Raw genomic sequence first — 17247 nt, 5'->3', positions numbered from 1 at the left:
GTCGCCGGCGGCCCGGCCCCGGACGTCTCGACGGGTGGGAGTGATGGGTGCATGGGTCCGACCAGCCGGTCGCTCGGTTACGCGGTGGCGGTGGCCGCCGTGGTGTGTGTGGTCCTCACGGTGTGGCTGTGGCCGCGGCTGGCCGGGCGCGGGCTGCGGCCCGTACTGGGCCGGTTCGCCGCCATCGCCGTCACCCAGCTCGCGCTCGTCTGCGCGCTGGCGCTGGGCGTCAACTCCGCTTTCGAGTTCTACGGCTCGTGGGACGAGCTGCTGGGACGCAACGAGAAGGCGCCGGCTCCGGCCATCCAGCACGGCGGCCGGGACGTGGCCGCCGGGGTGCGCGGCGGGCTGGTGCAGGCCGCCGGTCCGCAGGGGCTGGACCGGGTGACGGGGCTGCCCGCCGGCTCGCCGGAGAAGGTGGGCCGGGTGGAGTCCGTACGGGTCATGGGGCGCCGCACGCGGGTGGTGAATCCGGCCTTCGTCTACCTGCCGCCGCAGTACTTCCAACGGCAGTTCCAGCGGCAGCGGTTCCCCGTCGTCGTCGCCATCAGCGGCTACCCGGGCGGCATCATGAACCTCGCGCAGTACCTCCGGGTGCCGCAGACCGCGGGGCGGCTGATCGCCCGGGACGCGATGCCGCCGACCGTCGTCGTGATGATCCGGCCGACCGTCGCGCCGCCGCGGGACACCCAGTGCGTGGACGTGCCGGGCGGCCCGCAGGCCGAGACGTTCTTCACCAAGGACCTGCCGGACGCGCTGAAATCGGCCTATCGCGTCGGCCACGACCCGAGCGCGTGGGGCGCCCTCGGCTACTCCTCCGGCGGCAGCTGCGCCCTCCAGCTCGCCATGCGCCACCCCGGCGTCTACACCGCGGCCGCCGCGCTCTCCGCCGACTACCGGATCCGGGACGACCTGACCACCGGCAGCCTCTTCGGCTCCGGTCAGCGCGCGGCCCAGCGGCAGCGCGAGCACGACCTGCTGTGGCGGCTGGACCGGCTGCCGGCGCCCCGGATCTCCGTACTGGTGGCCAGCAGCCGGCAGGGCGAGCCGGGATACGCCGACACGATGCGGTTCGTGCGCGCGGCGAAGCCGCCGATGACCGTGGACTCCCTCGTCCTGCCGCGGGGCAGTCACCACTTCACGACCTGGCGGCGCGAGATCACACCGGCGATGCGGTGGATGGGCTCCATGCTGACCTTCCCGCAGGACGTGGCGCCGCGGCCGCGGAAGAGCGGCCGTCCCTCGTCATGACCCTTGACAACGGCATTGGTCTGAACCATTTTTAGCGCAGACACGGTGGCCGCCGTCTCGTACGTGCAGTGACCCGCACGACTTCCTGGTCCGCTTCCTTCGCACCGGAGACAGCCATGCCCCGTACCGCAGATGTCCGACCCGGCCGACACAGACGCCGGTTCACCACTCTCCTCGCCGCCGTCGCGGCCGCCGTGTGCGCGGCGGGCGGCACACAGGCGGTCGCCGCTCCACAGGCGGACGTCAACGTCGCCAAGAACGCCGGCTACGAGTCCGGGCTGTCCGACTGGACCTGCTCGAACGGCAGCGGCACGACCGTCGCGAGCCCCGTGCACGGCGGCACGAGCGCGCTGAAGGCCACCCCCGCCGGCTCCGACAACGCCAAGTGCACGCAGACGGTCGCGGTGAAGCCCGGCGCGACGTACCGGCTCAGCGCGTACGTCCAGGGCGCCTACGTCTACCTCGGCGCTTCTGGCACCGGCACCACCGACGTCTCGACCTGGACGACGGGCGGTTCGTCCTGGCAGCAGCTCCAGACCAGCTTCACCGCCGGCCCGAACACCACGTCCGTCACCGTCTACACACACGGCTGGTACGGGCAGGCCCCCTACTTCGCCGACGACATCAGCGTCTTCGGGCCCGACGGCGGAGGCGGCACCGACCCGGTGCCCGGCATACCGGCCACGCCCAGCGGCCTCAGCGTCGGCGCCGTGACCAAGTCCTCCGTCGCGCTCTCCTGGAACGCCGCCAAGGACGCCACCGGCTACACCGTCTACCGCGACGGCGCCAAGGCGCAGACCGTCAGCGGCACCTCCGCGACCATCACGGGGCTGAGCCCGGCCACCGCGTACCGCTTCCAGGTCGCGGCGACCAACGCGACCGGTGAATCCGCCAAGTCGGCCGAGGTCACCGGCACCACCGCGCCCGACGGCGGCTCCGGCGGCAACCCGGCGGTGCCCAAGCACGCCGTCACGGGCTACTGGCAGAACTTCAACAACGGCGCCGCCGTCCAGAAGATCAGCGACGTGCCGGCCCAGTACGACATCATCGCGGTCTCCTTCGCCGACGCCACCGGCACGCCCGGCGCGGTCACCTTCAACCTCGACACCGCGGGCCTGAACGGCTACACCGTCGACCAGTTCAAGGCCGACATCAAGGCCAAGCAGGCGGCCGGCAAGTCGGTCATCATCTCGGTGGGCGGCGAGAAGGGCACGATCTCGGTCAACGACGCCACCTCCGCTGCGAACTTCGCCAACAGCGTGTACGCGCTGATGCAGGAGTACGGCTTCAACGGCGTCGACATCGACCTGGAGAACGGCCTGAACCCCACCTACATGTCGCAGGCCCTGCGCTCCCTGTCACAGAAGGCGGGCAGCGGGCTCGTCCTCACGATGGCGCCGCAGACCATCGACATGCAGTCGACGTCCGGCAGCTACTTCAAGACGGCGCTGAACATCAAGGACATCCTGACCGTCGTCAACATGCAGTACTACAACAGCGGTTCGATGCTGGGGTGTGACGGCAAGGTCTACAGCCAGGGCTCGGTGGACTTCCTGACCGCGCTGGCCTGCATCCAGCTCGAAGGCGGCCTGGACCCCTCGCAGGTCGGGATCGGCGTGCCGGCCTCCACGCGCGGCGCGGGCAGCGGCTATGTCGCCCCGAGCGTCGTCAACGCCGCGCTGGACTGCCTCACCAAGGGCACCGGCTGCGGTACCTTCAAGCCCGCGAAGACCTACCCCGCCCTGCGCGGCGCGATGACCTGGTCCACCAACTGGGACGCGACCAGCGGCAACGCCTGGTCCAACGCGGTCGGCCCGCACGTGCACGCGCTGCCGTAACGCCGGCCCGCACGTCCCCACGTACGCGGACGGGTCGCAGTTCACCTGACCGTGACCCAGACATCACCTTCCGTTCGCCCGCATGACACGCACCCCATACGAAAGATCGGCGAGCATTCATGCTCAGTTCGTTGTGTCGAGTGAATGTGGCGCCGTGAGGGGAACAAGAGTGCAAAGCCGACGTCCGGTCCGTACGGGACGCACGAGTCGATGGAGCACTCTGCTCGCCGGGGCCTGCGCGAGCACCCTGCTGCTCGCCGGGTGCGGGGCGCAGGCCACCGGTGGGGCGGACGGGAACGGCCGGGCCGCCGAGCCGGTGCCCGCGGGGGTCGACTGCACCGGCGACGGCCGGCTGCGCGGCTCCGGCTCGACGGCGCAGCAGAGCGCGATGGAGCACTGGATCGACGAGTACCAGCGGGCCTGCCGCGGTGCCCGCATCGCGTACAACCCGCTGGGCTCGGGGGCCGGCGTCGCGCAGTTCCAGCGGCGGGCGACCGCGTTCGGCGGCACCGACGGCGTGCTCAGCAAGCAGGAGATCGCCTGGTCGCGGGAGACCTGCCGGGGCGGCCGGGCCATTCACCTCCCGATGGTCGGCGGCCCCGTCGCCATCGGCTTCAACCTGCCGGGCGTGGACCATCTGGTGCTGGACGCCCCGACGCTCGCCAAGATCTTCGACTCCCGCATCACCACCTGGGACGCGCCGGCCATCCGGAAGCTGAACCCCGACACGGAGCTGCCGTCGCTGCCCATCCGGCCGATGCACCGCTCGGACGACTCCGGCACCACACAGAACTTCCAGGACTACCTGGCCGGTGCGGCGCCCGACGCCTGGCCGCACTCCGGCGCCAAGTCCTGGCAGGGCAAGGGCGGCGGGGCCGGCAGCGGGTCCTCGCGCATCGCCTCGGAGGTGGCGTCCTCCCCCGGCACCATCGGCTACTTCGAGCTGTCCTTCGCCGCCTCGCGCGGCATCACCACGGTCAGCATCGACACGGGCGCCGGCGAGCCGGTGGCGCCCACCACGAAGACCGCCTCGGCCGGGATCGGCGCCGCTGAGATCGTCGGCGAGGGCAACGACAAGACCCTCGCCTTCGACTACGACGCACCGAAGCCCGGCGCGTACCCGATCGTCCTGATGACCTACGAGGTCGTCTGCGACAAGGGCAACCAGGCCGGTTCGCTGCCGGTCCTGAAGTCGTTCCTGGGCTACACCGCCGGCGCCGAGGGCCAGAAGCACCTCGCCGCGCTGCACTACGCCCCGCTCCCGGACGCCGTCGCCAAGGAGGTCCGCCGGGCGGTGCGCACCCTGTCCTGAGCGCCTGGCGGTGCGGCCGTCAGGCGCTTTTCCGCTGGTCCCGGGGGTGGCGCCACAGTGGGTACGGGAGCCCGGCCAGGCGGTTGATGAGGAAGCCCTGGGCGGTGAGCACGAGCACCGCGAGCATGATGGTGGCCAGTTCGGCGGGGCTGCGGAGCAGGCCGAGGGCGACGATGAGGGTGGTGGCGCCGGCGGGCGGGTGGTCGGCGCGGAAGACCGGCATGAGGGTGCAGGTCAGGCCGAGGGCGATGACGGCGGCCAGCACCCGCCGCCAGTCGACGTGCATCAGGTCGGGGCCGGTGTCCAGCAGCCCGGTGACGGCCAGTGCGAACCAGCCCGCGAGGACGCCGATGAGGTGGCCGTACACGGTGTTGCGCGGCGAGGCCGCCGGCGCCTCGGGCGTGCGGAACAGCAGGAAGGCGGTCGGGCCGAGGGAGGGGAAGAGGAACGGCTGCCCGGTGACCAGCGCGATGACGGCCATCAGCAGCAGTGCGACGAAGGCGTTCACACCGCAGTACGCCGCGCGCAGCCACCGGGAGGGGTAGCGCCGCTCCAGCACGTCGAGGTGGAGCGCGTCGAGGTGCAGGCCCTCGATGCGTGATGCGGCGCCGGACAGACGCTTTCCTGGGCGGGTCACGATCCGGTGCGCTCCCATCCGCGGCGCGGCCGGGCCGTCCCGGGCCCCCGGGCCACGTCCCGCGAGCGGTAGACGATGTACGGGCGGAAGAGGTACGCCACCGGCGCGGTGAACGCGTGCACCAGGCGGGTGAACGGCAGCAGCGCGAAGAGCAGCAGGGCGACGGTGACGTGGATGTGGTACTCCGTCGGCGCCTCGGCCATCAGCGCGGTGTCGGGCAGGAAGGTGAACAGGCTGCGCAGCCAGGGCGAGACGGTGGTGCGGTAGTCGTAGGTGTCGCCGAAGGCGTTGATCAGGGTGGTGGCGAGCCCGGTGCCCAGGGCCGCGACGAGGAAGACGTACATGACCTTGTCGTTGCGGGTGGTGGCGAGGAAGACCGGGCCCGTGGTCCGGCGCCGCCAGATGAGCAGCACCAGCCCGCCGAAGGTGAGCACTCCGGCCACGACACCGAGGGCGAGGGCCAGGGCGTGGTAGGTGGCTTCGTCCACGCCGACGGCGGCCGTCCAGCTCTCGGGGATCAGCAGCCCGATGACATGGCCGGCGACGACGAAGAACAGGCCGATGTGGAAGACCGGGCTGCCGATCCGCAGCAGCCGGGACTCGTACAGCTCCGAGGAACGGGTGGTCCAGCCGAACCGGTCGTAGCGGTACCGCCAGACGGTGCCGGAGATCAGCAGTCCGACGGCGAGGTAGGGCAGTGCGCCCCACAGGAAGGTGGTCAGGGCAGCCATCGATGGCCTCCGGGGCTGTCGTAGGGCTGGAGGCCGACCAGTTCCGGGCCTGCGAGGTCGGCGGGGACACGGTCGGCGGGTGACCGCGCGGACAGTGCGCGCGCCTCTTGTTCGGTACGGGGCGAAGGCCCCGGGAGGGTGGCGCACACGGCCCGGAGGAGGAGGGCGTACGGGGTGCCCGCCTTGGTGAGGGCGAGCCGCAGCAGTTCGAGGCCGGTGCGGTGTTCCTGGAGGAGGGCCGTGCCGTCCGCCGGTTCGTGGGCGGCGTACTCCAGGACGACGGGGAGGTGGTCGGGGAGTTCGGCCCCGCCCGGGTTCAGGCCGTGTGCCCGGTAGCGCGCCTTGAGGGCCGCGAGGGAGTGGCCGCGGCGGCGGGTGTCGCCGTCGCTCCACCACGTGAGGTGCAGGGAGCGGCGGTTACGGGTGTCGAAGACGGCGACGTAGTGTTCGCCGGCCCGGAGGGGGTCCTGGTCCGCCAGCTGCGCGACGAAGGTGCGGACGTCCGTCGCCGCGTCCGAGGGGGCCGTCGCGTCCAGGGCCGCCCGCACGAGCGGCAGGCGGTCCAGGACGGTGCGGTCGGGGTAGTCCAGGCAGAGGCCGGCGGCGCGGCGGAGCACGGCGTGGTCGCGGCCGTCCGTGTGCTCGGGGGCCGGTGCGGCACGGCGGCGGAGGGCGGCGCCGATGCGCGGTGTCTTCATCGCTCCTCCGTGCCGGTGTCGCCGTCGGCGGTGCCGCGCTCCTGCTGCGGCGGGAAGAGCCCCTCGGGCCGGCCGTTGCCGTCCCAGTTCAGGAGGTTGACCCGGGCGCCGGGCCCGGCGGCGTCGGCGGGCCGGTCGTCGGTGGCGCGGGAGCGCAGCGCGTGGAAGTTCTCCACGGCGGCGGGCGCCGGCCGCCCGGACGCCTCGCCGAACGGGCCCGAACCGTGGCCGCCGCCCATGCCGGGGCCGCCCTCGAAGTCCAGGCTGCAGCCGCCGAGGGCCGACTCCTCCAGGGCGTGGGCCTCCCCCACCGCGGCGGTCGGGATGACGTACCGGTCCTCGTACTTGGCCAGGGCGAGGAGCCGGTACATGTCGTCGAGCTGCTCGGTGCTCATGCCGACCGATGCGGCGATGGCCGGGTCCGGCGCGTCGCCGAGGTTGAGGCGGCGCCGGTGCGCCCGCATGGCGGCCAGTCTGCGCAGGGCGGCGTCGACCGGCGCGGTGTCGCCGGCGGTGAACAGTTCGGCGAGGTAGCTGACGGGGATGCGGAGCGTGTCGATGGCACCGAAGAGGTTCTGTTCGTCCTCGCCGTCGTGGCCGGAGGCGGTCAGCGACTCCACCACCGGCGAGAGCGGCGGCACGTACCAGACCATCGGCATGGTGCGGTATTCGGGATGGAGCGGCAGCGCGACGCGGTGGGTGGCGATCAGGTCGTACACCGGGGAGCGGCGGGCGGCGTCCAGCCAGGCGAGCGGGAGTCCCGCGCGCTCGGCGGCGTCGGCGACGGCGGGGTCGTGCGGGTCGAGGAAGAGGTCCAACTGGGCTTCGTACAGATCCTGTTCACGCGGTGTGGCGGCGGCCTCGCGCACCCGGTCGGCGTCGTAGAGCAGCACGCCGAGATTGCGCAGCCGGCCGACGCAGGTCTCGGAGCAGACGGTGGGCAGCCCGGCCTCGACACGCGGATAGCAGAAGGTGCACTTCTCGGCCTTGCCGGTGCGGTGGTTGAAGTAGATCTTCTTGTACGGGCAGCCGGTCACGCACATCCGCCAGCCGCGGCAGCGGTCCTGGTCGACGAGGACGATGCCGTCCTCCTCGCGCTTGTAGAGCGCGCCGGAGGGGCAGGTCGCCACGCACGAGGGGTTCAGGCAGTGCTCGCAGATGCGCGGCAGGTAGAACATGAAGGCCTGCTCGAACTCCAGCCGCACCTTCTCGGACATCCGCGCCAGTACCGGGTCGTCCGGGCCGTGCTGGGGCATGCCGCCGAGGTTGTCGTCCCAGTTCGCCGACCACGGGACGGTGTCCATCCGCTCGCCGCTGATCAGGGAGCGGGGCGCCGCCACGGGGAAGTCGTCGCCGGCCGGTGCCTCGGTGAGGGTGCGGTAGTCGTACGTCCACGGCTCGTAGTAGTCGCGGATGCTGGGCAGTACGGGGTTGGCGAAGATCGAGACGAGGCGGCGCAGCCGGCCGCCGGAGCGGGGCCGCAGCCGGCCGCGGCGGGTCAGTTCCCAGCCGCCGCGCCACCGCTCCTGGTCCTCGTGGCGGCGGGGGTAGCCCTGGCCCGGGCGGGTCTCGACGTTGTTGAACCAGGCGTACTCCACGCCGGCCCGGTTGGTCCAGGTCTGTTTGCAGGTCACCGAGCAGGTGTGGCAGCCGATGCACTTGTCGAGGTTCATCACCATGGCGATCTGGGCCATGACCCGCATCAGTAGCGCACCTCCTGGGAGCGGCGGCGGATCACGGTGACCTCGTCGCGCTGGTTGCCGGTGGGTCCGAAGTAGTTGAACGCGAAGGTGAGCTGGGCGTATCCGCCGATGAGGTGGGTGGGTTTGAGGAGCACCCGGGTCAGGGAGTTGTGGGTGCCGCCGCGCCGGCCGGTGGCTTCGCTGCGGGGGACGGCGACGGTGCGGTCCTGGGCGTGGTGGACGTAGACGGTGCCGGTGGGCATGCGGTGGGAGACGACGGCGCGGGCGACGAGGACGCCGTTGCGGTTGACGGCCTCGATCCAGTCGTTGTCGGCCACGCCGATGGCCTCGGCGTCGGCGGGGCTGATCCAGAGGAGCTGGCCGCCGCGGGAGAGGGCCTGCATGAGCAGGTTGTCCTGGTACTCGGAGTGGATGGACCACTTGTTGTGCGGGGTGAGGTAACGCACCGTCACCTCGTGCTCGCCGTCGGGTCCCAGCCGTGGTTCGCCGAACAGGCGGTGGATGTCCAGCGGCGGCCGGTACAGCGGCAGCGCCTCGCCCAGTTCGTGGATCCAGTCGTGGTCGAGGTAGAAGTGCTGACGGCCGGTGAGGGTGTGCCAGGGCTTGCCGTACTCGGTGTTGATGGTGAACGGGCTGTACCGCCGGCCGCCGGATTCCACGCCGGACCACTCGGGGCTGGTGAGGCTCTGCTGCGGCTGCGCTCCGGTGTCGGCGAAGCGGATCCGGCGCTCCCGCTCGCCCTGCCCCAGTTCCGCGATCCCGGGGCTGCCCACACGCCGTGCGAGGGTACGGAAGCCCTGGTCGGCGAGGCGGCCGTTGGTGGTGGCGGAGAGGGCGAGGACCGCCTCGCACATCTTCTCCGCGGTGTCGAGGAGGGGGCGGCCGTCGGCGGATCCGCCGCGCGCCGTGCCGCACCGCCGGGCCAGTTCGGCCAGCTCCTCGCCGACGTCGTACGTGAGGCCCTTGGCGGTCAGCCCTTTGGCGTCCGCGAGCGGCCCGAGGGCGCGCATCCGGTCGGCGACGGCACCGTAGTCGCGCTCGACGACGGTGAGCGCCGGCATCGTCCGGCCCGGTACCGGCGCGGTGCCCTCGGCCCGCCAGTCGTGGGCGGCGCCCATCGGGTCGCCCAGTTCGGCGGGTGTGTCGTGCTGGTGCGGGGTGGCGACCACGTCGTGGCGTACGCCGAGGTGGCGGGCGGCGAGCCCGGAGAACGCCTCGGCCAGGGCCTGGAAGGTGTCGTGGTCGGTGCGGGCCTGCCACGGCGGGTCGATGGCCGGGTTGAAGGAGTGCACGAAGGGGTGCATGTCGGTGGTGGACAGGTCGTGCTTCTCGTACCAGGTGGCGGCGGGAAACACCACGTCGGACAGCAGGGCCGTCGACGTCATCCGGAAGTCCAGGTTGACCAGCAGGTCGAGCTTGCCCTCAGGGGCTTCCGGGCGCCACCGTACGTCGCGCGGACGGGCGTCCTCGGGCGCCTGCTCCGCACGGAGGTTGGCGTGCGTGCCGAGCAGATGGCGCTGGAAGTACTCGGCGCCCTTGGCGGAGGAGCCGAGCAGGTTGGACCGCCAAGTCAGCAGGATGCGCGGCCAGTTGGCGGGGTGATCGGGGTCCTCGCAGGCGAAGCCGAGGCGTCCGGCGGCCAGCTCGGCGGCGATGTGCGCGCCCGGATCGCCGCCCGCGGCGGCGGCTTCGTCGGCCAGGTCGAGGGGGTTGCGGTCGAAGGTGGGGTACGAGGGCATCCAGCCCAGCCGTGCCGAGCGGGCCAGCACGTCCACCGCCGACATCCCCGCGAACCGCCCCTCGCCCAGCGGCGACGCCAGCACATCGGCGCGGAACGGGTCGTAGCGCCACTGGTCGGTGTGGAGGAAGAAGAAGCCGGTGCCGATCATCTGGCGGGGCGGGCGCTGCCAGTCGCCGGCACCGGCCAGCGCGGTCCAGCCGGTGAGCGGCCGGCACTTCTCCTGGCCGACGTAGTGCGCCCAGCCGCCGCCGTTGCGGCCCTGGCAGCCGGTGAGCAGCAGCAGGGTCAGGAAGGTGCGGTAGATGGTCTCGGAGTGGAACCAGTGGTTGGTCCCCGCGCCCATGAGGATCATGCAGCGGCCGCGGGTGCGTTCCGCGGTCCGCGCGAACTCCCGGGCGATGCGCACCACCGCGGCCGCCGGTACGGAGGTCAGCGCCTCCTGCCAGGCCGGGGTGCCCGGGCTCGCCGCGTCCTCGTACCCCGTCGGCCACTCCCCCGGCAGTCCGTCCCGGCCCACCCCGTACCCGGCCAGCAGCAGGTCGAAGACCGTGGTGACCAGCGGTCCGTCCGGAGTGAGGCGGCGCGCCGGTACACCGCGCCGCAGCACGTCCCCCGAGCCGTCCGTCGTGTCGAAGCGCGGCAGCAGCACCTCGACACCGTCCGCCGCCGGGTCATCGTGCAGGCTCAGCCGGGGCACCACGTCGCCCAGTTCCAGGTTCCACCGGCCCTCCTCCCCCGACCAGCGGTCGGCCACCGTCCCGTCCGGGACGACGGGGCGGCCGGTGGCGTCGTCCAGCAGCACCGTGCGCCACGCGGCACGCTCGGCCGCAGCCTGCTCGCCGCCCAGTTCCGAGGCGCGCAGGAAGCGGGAAGGTACGTACGCACCGTCCCGTTCCCGCAGTGTCACCAGGAACGGGAGGTCGGTGAAGCGGCGGACGTAGTCGGTGAAGTACGGCACCTGCCGCTCGACGAAGCACTCGCGGAGGATGACCTGGCCCATCGCGAAGGCCAGCGCGCCGTCGGTGCCGGGGTGCGGGTGCAGCCACTCGTCGGCGAACTTGGCGTTGTCCGCGAAGTCCGGCGCGACGACCACGACCTTCTGGCCGTTGTAGCGGGCCTCGGCCATCCAGTGGGCGTCCGGCGTGCGGGTGACCGGCACGTTCGAGCCCCACATCAGCAGGTACGCCGCGTCCCACCAGTCACCCGACTCCGGTACGTCGGTCTGGTCGCCGAACACCTGCGGCGAGGCCACCGGAAGGTCCGCGTACCAGTCGTAGAACGACAGCATCTGACCGCCGATCAGCGACACGAACCGGGCGCCCGCCGCGTGCGAGACGATCGACATCGCCGGGATCGGCGAGAACCCCGCGATCCGGTCCGGACCGTGCTCGCGGATGGTGTGCACATGGGCGGCGGCGACCATCTCCAGCGTCTCCGCCCAGGTCGTCCGTACCATCCCGCCCTTGCCGCGGGCCTGCTGGTATCGGCGCCGCCGCTCCGGGTCGCCGACCACGTCCGCCCAGGCCAGCACCGGATCGCCGAGCCGCTGCCGGGCCTCCCGGTACATCTCCGCCAGCACTCCGCGGACGTAGGGGTAGCGCACGCGGGTGGGTGAGTAGGTGTACCAGGAGAAGGCGGCACCCCGGGGGCAGCCGCGGGGCTCGTACTCGGGGCGGTCGGGGCCGGCGGTGGGGTAATCGGTCTCCTGGGTCTCCCAGGTGATGATCCCGTCCTTGACGTACACCCGCCAGCTGCACGAGCCGGTGCAGTTCACGCCGTGCGTGGACCGCACCACCTTGTCGTGCGCCCAGCGGTCCCGGTAGAAGACGTCACCGTCCCGGCCACCCTTGAGATGCACCGCGCCCAGGTCACGCGTGTACTCGCCACGGGTGAAGAAGCCGCCGAGCCGCAGCAGCGCGTCGGCCGCTCCGCCCGTCGGCGCTGACCCCTCCGCGGCCACCTCGCTCATCGCATCTCCTCGGCGCCGGGTGGCACCACCCGGCCGGCAGACATCTACGGGCATACTGCTTCAACGACGCAATCGCCGCACAAGGTAGTCCGTACAACGCCCGCCCGCGCGCAGGCCACGCCGCGCGTATCCGCCACAAAGGGGGACCGGCCCCGAGGAGTGCGCCGAGGGGTTCAGCAGCCGGTGCGGATCGGGGTGAACCGCAGGTGCGCGTGCTCGTCCTTGCCGAGGGCCGTGTGGTACGTCGCCGGTGTGACCCCGTACCAGACGTGGTCCTTGCCGGCCCGTCCGTTGACGTCGTCGAGCCGTACGCACCACCGCTCGTGGCGGACCACCCGCCGGTAGGACTCGGTGCCCTGACGGACCTTCCGGCAGTCCTGGTGGCGCTCGGTGGTGTACCAGGTCTTCTTCTTGCCGCGGCTGCTGCGCTTGGTGTGCTTGACCCGCTCGGTGGCGGAGTCGCACTTCTTCACCAAGTGCGGCCGCTCGGCCTTGACCGTCTTCTTCTGCACATGGCGGACACCGGCCCGCAGTCCGGAGACGCCGTCCTGCTGCGGCCGGGCGTCCCCGGCGCTCTCCCCCGCACTGTGGCTGCCGGCCGTACCGTGGCCGCCGCTTCCCCCTTGACCTCCCGTGCCGCAGGCGCCGAGCCCGGCCACCAGAAACACCGTCACACCGGCACGTATCAGTCGCTGCTTGCTGAGCATGTCTCCCTCTGGATCTTCGCGGCAGCGCTCAGAGTATCCGTCGCGGCAGGTCAGCCATGGTGTGCGCAGCCGCTCCAGGTTCGCCGTACATTTATTGAGCTATGCTGAAGAAATGTCCTCCGGCGAAATGCCCTCCGGTGAAGAGCTCGATCACGCGGCCGTTGAACTGCGCAACAGCCTGATGCGCATCACGCGGCGCCTCCGGGCGCAGCGTCCGCCCGGTGAACTGACGCTCGGCGCGATGGCCGTACTGGGCCGGCTGGAGCGCGACGGGCCGGCCACCGCGAGCGAGCTGGCCGCAGCGGAGCGCGTCACCCCGCAGACGATGGCGCGCCCGGTGGCAAGGCTCGTGGACATGGCGCTGGTCGAGCGGCGCCCCGACCCGGCCGACGGGCGACAGACCCTGCTGCACCCCACCGAACAGGGCCTGGAGTTCGTCCGGGCCGACCGGGAGCGCCGGGACGTCTGGCTGGCCCGCGCGATGGCGACGCACCTCAACGACGTCGAACGCGACCTGCTCCGGCTCACCACCCGCCTGCTGGACCGGCTGGCCACCGCCCCCGACGAGACCGGCCCCGCGCCCTCGGACGGGACGGCGGCCCCCGTGACCCCCACCCCCACGCGCCCGTAGAAGGACCGCTCCGGTGCCCCCCTCTTGTGAGAACTCCCCCGCTCCCCGTACCTCGGGCGAAGAGATAGCCAGCACTGCTGAAGATCAGCCCGGCCGGGACGGTGACAGCACCGCGCCCGAGGCCCGGCCGCAGCTGCCGCAGCGCATGGTCGGCCCCATCGCCTTCGGCACGATCCTCCAGCCGCTGAACTCCTCGATGATCGCCGTGGCGCTGGTCGGCATCCAGGCGCACTTCGGCGCCGGACCCGCCACCGCGTGGCTGGTCTCCGGGCTCTACCTCGCCACCGCCGTGGCCGCCCCCGCCGCGGGCCGGCTGGCCGACACCCTCGGGCCGCGCAAGGTATCCCTCGCCGGGCTCGCGCTGGTCGCGCTCGCCTCGGTCGCCGCGCCCTTCGCGCCGTCCGTCGGCGTACTGGTGGCCTGCCGCGTCGTCATCGGCATCGGCACCGCGGCGCAGTACCCGTGCGGGCTCGCGATGGTCCGCCGCGCCGCCGACCGGATGCGGGCCGATTCGCACAACGCGCTGGCGGCGCTGACGGTCTGCTCACAGGTCATGGTCGCGCTCGGCCCGACGCTGGGCGGTGTACTGGTGGGCGGGTTCGGCTGGTCCGGCATCTTCTGGGCCAACGTGCCGCTCACGGTGATCGGCGCGACCGCCATCCTGCTGTGGGCCCCCGCCGACCCGGTACGCGAGTCGAGTGCGCTGCGGCGGACCCTGGCCGAGCTGGACCTGCCGGGGATGCTGCTCTTCGTGGCCGCCATGGGCATGCTGATGTACTGGCTGCTGTCCCTCGCGCAGACGCCGCTCTGGTGGGCGCTGGGCGGTGCGGTGGCCGCCGGGCTGTGCACCGTGTGGCGCTCGCTGCGGGCGCCGGTGCCGTTCCTGGACCTGCGGCTGCTCTCGAACCGCGACCTGTCCTTCACCTACGTACGGACGATCGCCACCTACACCGCGTACTACGGCATCTTCTACGGCCTGCCGCAGTGGCTGGAGGAATCCCGGGACCTGGGCGCCTCCGGGGCCGGCCTGGTCATGCTGCCGCTGGCGCTGATGGGCATCGTCTCCACGGTCACCGCCACGCGGGTGCAGAAGCGGCGCGGGCCCGGCCCGCTGCTGCTCATCGGTTCGGCAGTGCTCACGGTGGGCGGTCTGCTGCTGACGCTGCCCACGCACGCCTCCCCGGTCTGGCTGCTGGTCCTGCTGTGCCTGGTGCTCGGCATCCCCAACGGCTACAACTCGATGGCCAACCAGAACGCCGTGTACGAGGCCGCGCCCGCCGCCCAGGCCGGTGCCGCGGGCGGGCTGTACCGTACGGCGCAGTACGTCGGCGCCAACCTCGCCGCCGCAATGCTCGCCCTGCTGATCGGCACCCACTCCACCGACGGCGGCCTGCACCACACCGGTCTGGCCATCGCCGCGATCAGCGGCTGCCTCGCCGTCGCCGCGCTGGGGCGCCTGCGGCGCGGCCGGGCGCGGGGCCTCAGCGCAGCGGCAGGCGCATGATCGTCAGGTCCAGCCAGCGGCCGAACTTGGTGCCGACCTCGCGCACCGTGCCGACGGTCTCGAAACCGAAGCGTTCGTGCAGACGGATCGAGGCGGTGTTGCCGGCCTCGATGTCGGCGATCATGACGTGGTAGCCGGCCTGTCGCGCTCCGTCGATGAGGACGGTCAGCAGCCCGGTCCCGATGCCCAGGCCGTGCCGGTCCCCGCGGACGTAGACGGAGTTCTCCGCCGAGTGCCGGTAGCCTTCCAGCGCCCGCCAGGGGCAGTAGACCGCGAACCCCACGACCTCGCCCGCGTACTCGGCGACGAACGCGGCGTCCTTCTCCAGGTACGCGGCGAACCAGGCGGCGCCCTCGGCGGGGGTCTGGGGCGTCTCGGTCCACAGCGCGGTCGAGGTGGCGACGGCGTCGTTGCGGATGGCGAGCACGGCCGCCAGGTCGTCGGGCCGGGCCGCGCGGACCCGTACCGCGTCCGGTGCCGCTCCCGCCTCCGCGAGCGCCACTCCGTTCTCATATATTGGATCCATGTCCAATATGATAGATCCACTGGTGGCGCGCATCGGTGCGCGGGTCCGTGACGAGCGCGAACGGCGCCGGTGGACCCTGGCCCAGCTGGCCGAGGCCTCGGGCGTCTCCCGAGCGATGATCAACCGGATCGAGCGCGGCGAGAGCAGCCCGACGGCCGTCGTCCTCGGCAAGCTGTCCGGCGCCTTCCGGATCAGCGTGTCCGCGCTGATGGCCCTGGCCGAGGGCACGCCGGAGCACCCGGCGGACGGACCGGACGACAGCGCCGGGGCGAACACCGGCGCCATGGCCGAGTGGCGCGACCCGGCGACCGGGTACAGCCGGCGCCAGATCTCCGGGCCGCGGTTCCCGGCGGACATCGCGGAGGTACGGCTGCCCGCCGGCGCGCGCATCCCGTATCCGGCCGAGACCTTCGCCTTCGTACGGCAGATCGTCTGGGTGCTGGACGGCCGGCTGACCTTCCACGAGGGCGACGCGGTGCACGCGCTGGAAGCCGGGCAGCGGCTCGAACTCGGCGCTCCGGCCGCCTGCGCCTTCGTCAACGACAGCGCGGAGGAGTGCCGGTACGCGGTGATCCGCGTACGGTCCGAGGCGCCCTGAGGCGGAGCCGTCCCGCGCCCGCTCAGCGAGCGGCGTGCGGCACGGTCCCGGCGGCCGGTTCCGCCCGAGCGGCTCCGCCGTCTTCGCCCTCCCGGCCCGCTCCCGGCGTCGCGCCCGGTTCCTCCCGGCCCTCCTCCGGCGTCGCGTCCCGCTTCCCCCGGCGCTTGCCGCCCGCGGAGAGGAGCACGCTGGTCAGGACCCCCGCGAGCAGGCCCCAGAACGCCGAGCCGATGCCCAGCAGGGTCACCCCGGACGCGGTGGCGAGGAAGGTGACCACGGCCGCTTCCCGGGCGCCGGGCTCGGAGACGGCGGCGGTCAGCGAGCTGGTGACGGTGCCGAGCAGGCCGATGCCGGCGATGCCGAGCACCAGCGCGTGCGGCATGGCGGCGAGCAGGGACGCCACCGTGGCGCCGAGGAGGCCGACGCAGAGGTAGAAGACGCCGGCCCAGACACCGGCGACGTAGCGCCGCCGGCGGTCGGGGTGGGCCTCCTCGCTCGTGCAGATGGCGGCGGTGATCGCCGCGAGGTTGAGGCCGTACGCGCCGAACGGCGCCAGCAGGAAGTTCGCGGTGCCGGTCCAGGTCATGAGCGGCGAGACCGGTACGTCGTAGCCCGCGCCCCGGAGGACCGCGACGCCGGGCAGATTCTGCGAGGCCATGGTGACCACGAACAGCGGGACACCGACGCTGACCAGGACCTTCCAGTCGAATTCCGGGGCCACGAACACGGGCGCGGCGACGGAGAGCCGTACCCGGTCGGTGTGCCAGCCGCCGGTGAACACCGTGGCGACGACGCCCGCCGCGAGGGCGAGCAGTACGGCGTAGCGCGGCAGCAGCCGGCGGCCCAGCAGGTAGGCCAGGAACATCGGGAAGGCCACGGCGAAGCTGGTGTGCATGGTGGTGAAGAGGCCGGTACCGAACTGGAAGAGGACGCCGGCCAGGAGCGCGGCGGCCAGCGGTACGGGGATGCGGTTCATGGCGCGCGCGAACCAGCCGGTCACTCCGCTGACGAGGATGAGCAGCGCGGAGAAGAGGAACGCGCCGACGGCCTGCGCCATGGAGACCCCGCTGAGGCCGGTGGTCAGCAGGGCGGCGCCCGGCGTCGACCAGGCGGTCACCACGGGCGCCCGGTAGCGCACCGACAGACCGATACAGGTGCAGGCCAGGCCCACGCCGAGGGCGAGCATCCAGGAGGAGATCTCGCGGGAGTCGGCGCCGGCCGCCTTGGCCGCGGTGAAGACGAGGGCGGCCGAACTGGTGACGCCCACCAGCACGGCGATCAGTCCGGCGACCACCGCCGAGGGCGGGGCGGCAGCGCGTATTCGAGCCATCAGGGACATCGTTTCCAGGGTTCTGTGCTGACCGGTGCGACTGTTGTGGCCGGTCCGGCTGTTCCGGCGGT

General features: G+C 72.5%; 14 protein-coding genes. 6 read left to right on the top strand and 8 right to left on the bottom strand.

Annotated elements, in window-relative coordinates; all coding sequences use genetic code 11:
• Window positions 1–51: 51 nt before the first annotated feature.
• From ACZ6WH_RS16880 to pstS, 3 genes are all read left to right on the top strand, one after another.
• A complete protein-coding gene (locus tag ACZ6WH_RS16880) occupies window positions 52–1251 on the top strand; it encodes an alpha/beta hydrolase (RefSeq protein ID WP_469729203.1) in 1200 nt (399 codons plus the stop codon).
• Between the two features lie 116 nt (window positions 1252–1367).
• Window positions 1368–3089, top strand: a complete 1722-nt coding sequence (locus tag ACZ6WH_RS16875) for a chitinase (RefSeq protein ID WP_469729202.1) — start codon at window positions 1368–1370, stop codon at window positions 3087–3089.
• Window positions 3090–3258: 169 nt separating this feature from the next.
• Window positions 3259–4401, top strand: a complete 1143-nt coding sequence (pstS, locus tag ACZ6WH_RS16870; RefSeq protein ID WP_469729201.1) for a phosphate ABC transporter substrate-binding protein PstS — start codon at window positions 3259–3261, stop codon at window positions 4399–4401.
• Between the two features lie 19 nt (window positions 4402–4420).
• Here the strand turns inward: pstS and ACZ6WH_RS16865 are convergent, their stop codons facing one another.
• The 6 genes from ACZ6WH_RS16865 to ACZ6WH_RS16840 form a co-directional block, all read right to left on the bottom strand.
• Window positions 4421–5038 carry an HPP family protein gene (locus ACZ6WH_RS16865; RefSeq protein WP_469729200.1) on the bottom strand — a complete coding sequence of 206 codons (618 nt, stop codon included), beginning with the start codon at window positions 5036–5038 and terminating at the stop codon, window positions 4421–4423.
• Window positions 5035–5760 carry a respiratory nitrate reductase subunit gamma gene (narI, locus tag ACZ6WH_RS16860; protein WP_469729624.1) on the bottom strand — a complete coding sequence of 242 codons (726 nt, stop codon included), beginning with the start codon at window positions 5758–5760 and terminating at the stop codon, window positions 5035–5037. The genes ACZ6WH_RS16865 and narI overlap by 4 nt, the downstream gene beginning before the upstream one ends.
• A complete protein-coding gene (narJ, locus tag ACZ6WH_RS16855) occupies window positions 5757–6467 on the bottom strand; it encodes a nitrate reductase molybdenum cofactor assembly chaperone (RefSeq protein ID WP_469729199.1) in 711 nt (236 codons plus the stop codon). Before narJ ends, narI begins: the two co-directional genes overlap by 4 nt.
• Complete coding sequence (narH, locus tag ACZ6WH_RS16850) at window positions 6464–8170, bottom strand: nitrate reductase subunit beta (RefSeq protein ID WP_469729198.1); 1707 nt, start codon at window positions 8168–8170, stop codon at window positions 6464–6466. The genes narJ and narH overlap by 4 nt, the downstream gene beginning before the upstream one ends.
• The gene (locus tag ACZ6WH_RS16845) at window positions 8170–11880 is read right to left on the bottom strand and encodes a nitrate reductase subunit alpha (RefSeq protein WP_469729197.1); all 3711 of its coding nucleotides are present in this window, start codon (window positions 11878–11880) and stop codon (window positions 8170–8172) included. Before ACZ6WH_RS16845 ends, narH begins: the two co-directional genes overlap by 1 nt.
• A 173-nt stretch (window positions 11881–12053) precedes the next feature.
• On the bottom strand, window positions 12054–12587 hold the full coding sequence (locus tag ACZ6WH_RS16840) for a hypothetical protein (RefSeq protein ID WP_469729196.1): 534 nt from the start codon (window positions 12585–12587) through the stop codon (window positions 12054–12056).
• A 112-nt stretch (window positions 12588–12699) separates the two neighbouring features.
• Here ACZ6WH_RS16840 and ACZ6WH_RS16835 point away from each other — a divergent pair, with 112 nt between their 5' ends.
• Both ACZ6WH_RS16835 and ACZ6WH_RS16830 read left to right on the top strand, forming a co-directional pair.
• A complete protein-coding gene (locus ACZ6WH_RS16835) occupies window positions 12700–13218 on the top strand; it encodes a MarR family winged helix-turn-helix transcriptional regulator (protein WP_469729195.1) in 519 nt (172 codons plus the stop codon).
• 13 nt (window positions 13219–13231) lie between these two features.
• Entirely contained in the window at window positions 13232–14722 is a 1491-nt protein-coding gene (locus tag ACZ6WH_RS16830; RefSeq protein ID WP_469729194.1) for an MFS transporter, read from the top strand.
• On the opposite strand, the gene ACZ6WH_RS16825 is transcribed toward ACZ6WH_RS16830, so the two are convergent.
• A complete protein-coding gene (locus tag ACZ6WH_RS16825) occupies window positions 14700–15248 on the bottom strand; it encodes a GNAT family N-acetyltransferase (protein WP_469729193.1) in 549 nt (182 codons plus the stop codon). The two genes, ACZ6WH_RS16830 and ACZ6WH_RS16825, sit on opposite strands and share 23 nt — an antisense overlap.
• Between ACZ6WH_RS16825 and ACZ6WH_RS16820 the strand changes: the two genes are divergently transcribed.
• Window positions 15247–15846 carry a helix-turn-helix domain-containing protein gene (locus ACZ6WH_RS16820; RefSeq protein ID WP_469729192.1) on the top strand — a complete coding sequence of 200 codons (600 nt, stop codon included), beginning with the start codon at window positions 15247–15249 and terminating at the stop codon, window positions 15844–15846. The two genes, ACZ6WH_RS16825 and ACZ6WH_RS16820, sit on opposite strands and share 2 nt — an antisense overlap.
• Before the next feature lie 22 nt (window positions 15847–15868).
• Here the strand turns inward: ACZ6WH_RS16820 and ACZ6WH_RS16815 are convergent, their stop codons facing one another.
• The gene (locus ACZ6WH_RS16815; RefSeq protein ID WP_469729191.1) at window positions 15869–17185 is read right to left on the bottom strand and encodes a benzoate/H(+) symporter BenE family transporter; all 1317 of its coding nucleotides are present in this window, start codon (window positions 17183–17185) and stop codon (window positions 15869–15871) included.
• Window positions 17186–17247: the final 62 nt, after the last annotated feature.

It is taken from the genome of Streptomyces sp. NPDC050806, assembly GCF_055586425.1.
The sequence above is the reverse complement of the archived record's forward strand: the minus strand, read 5'-3'. Positions and strand labels throughout refer to the sequence as shown.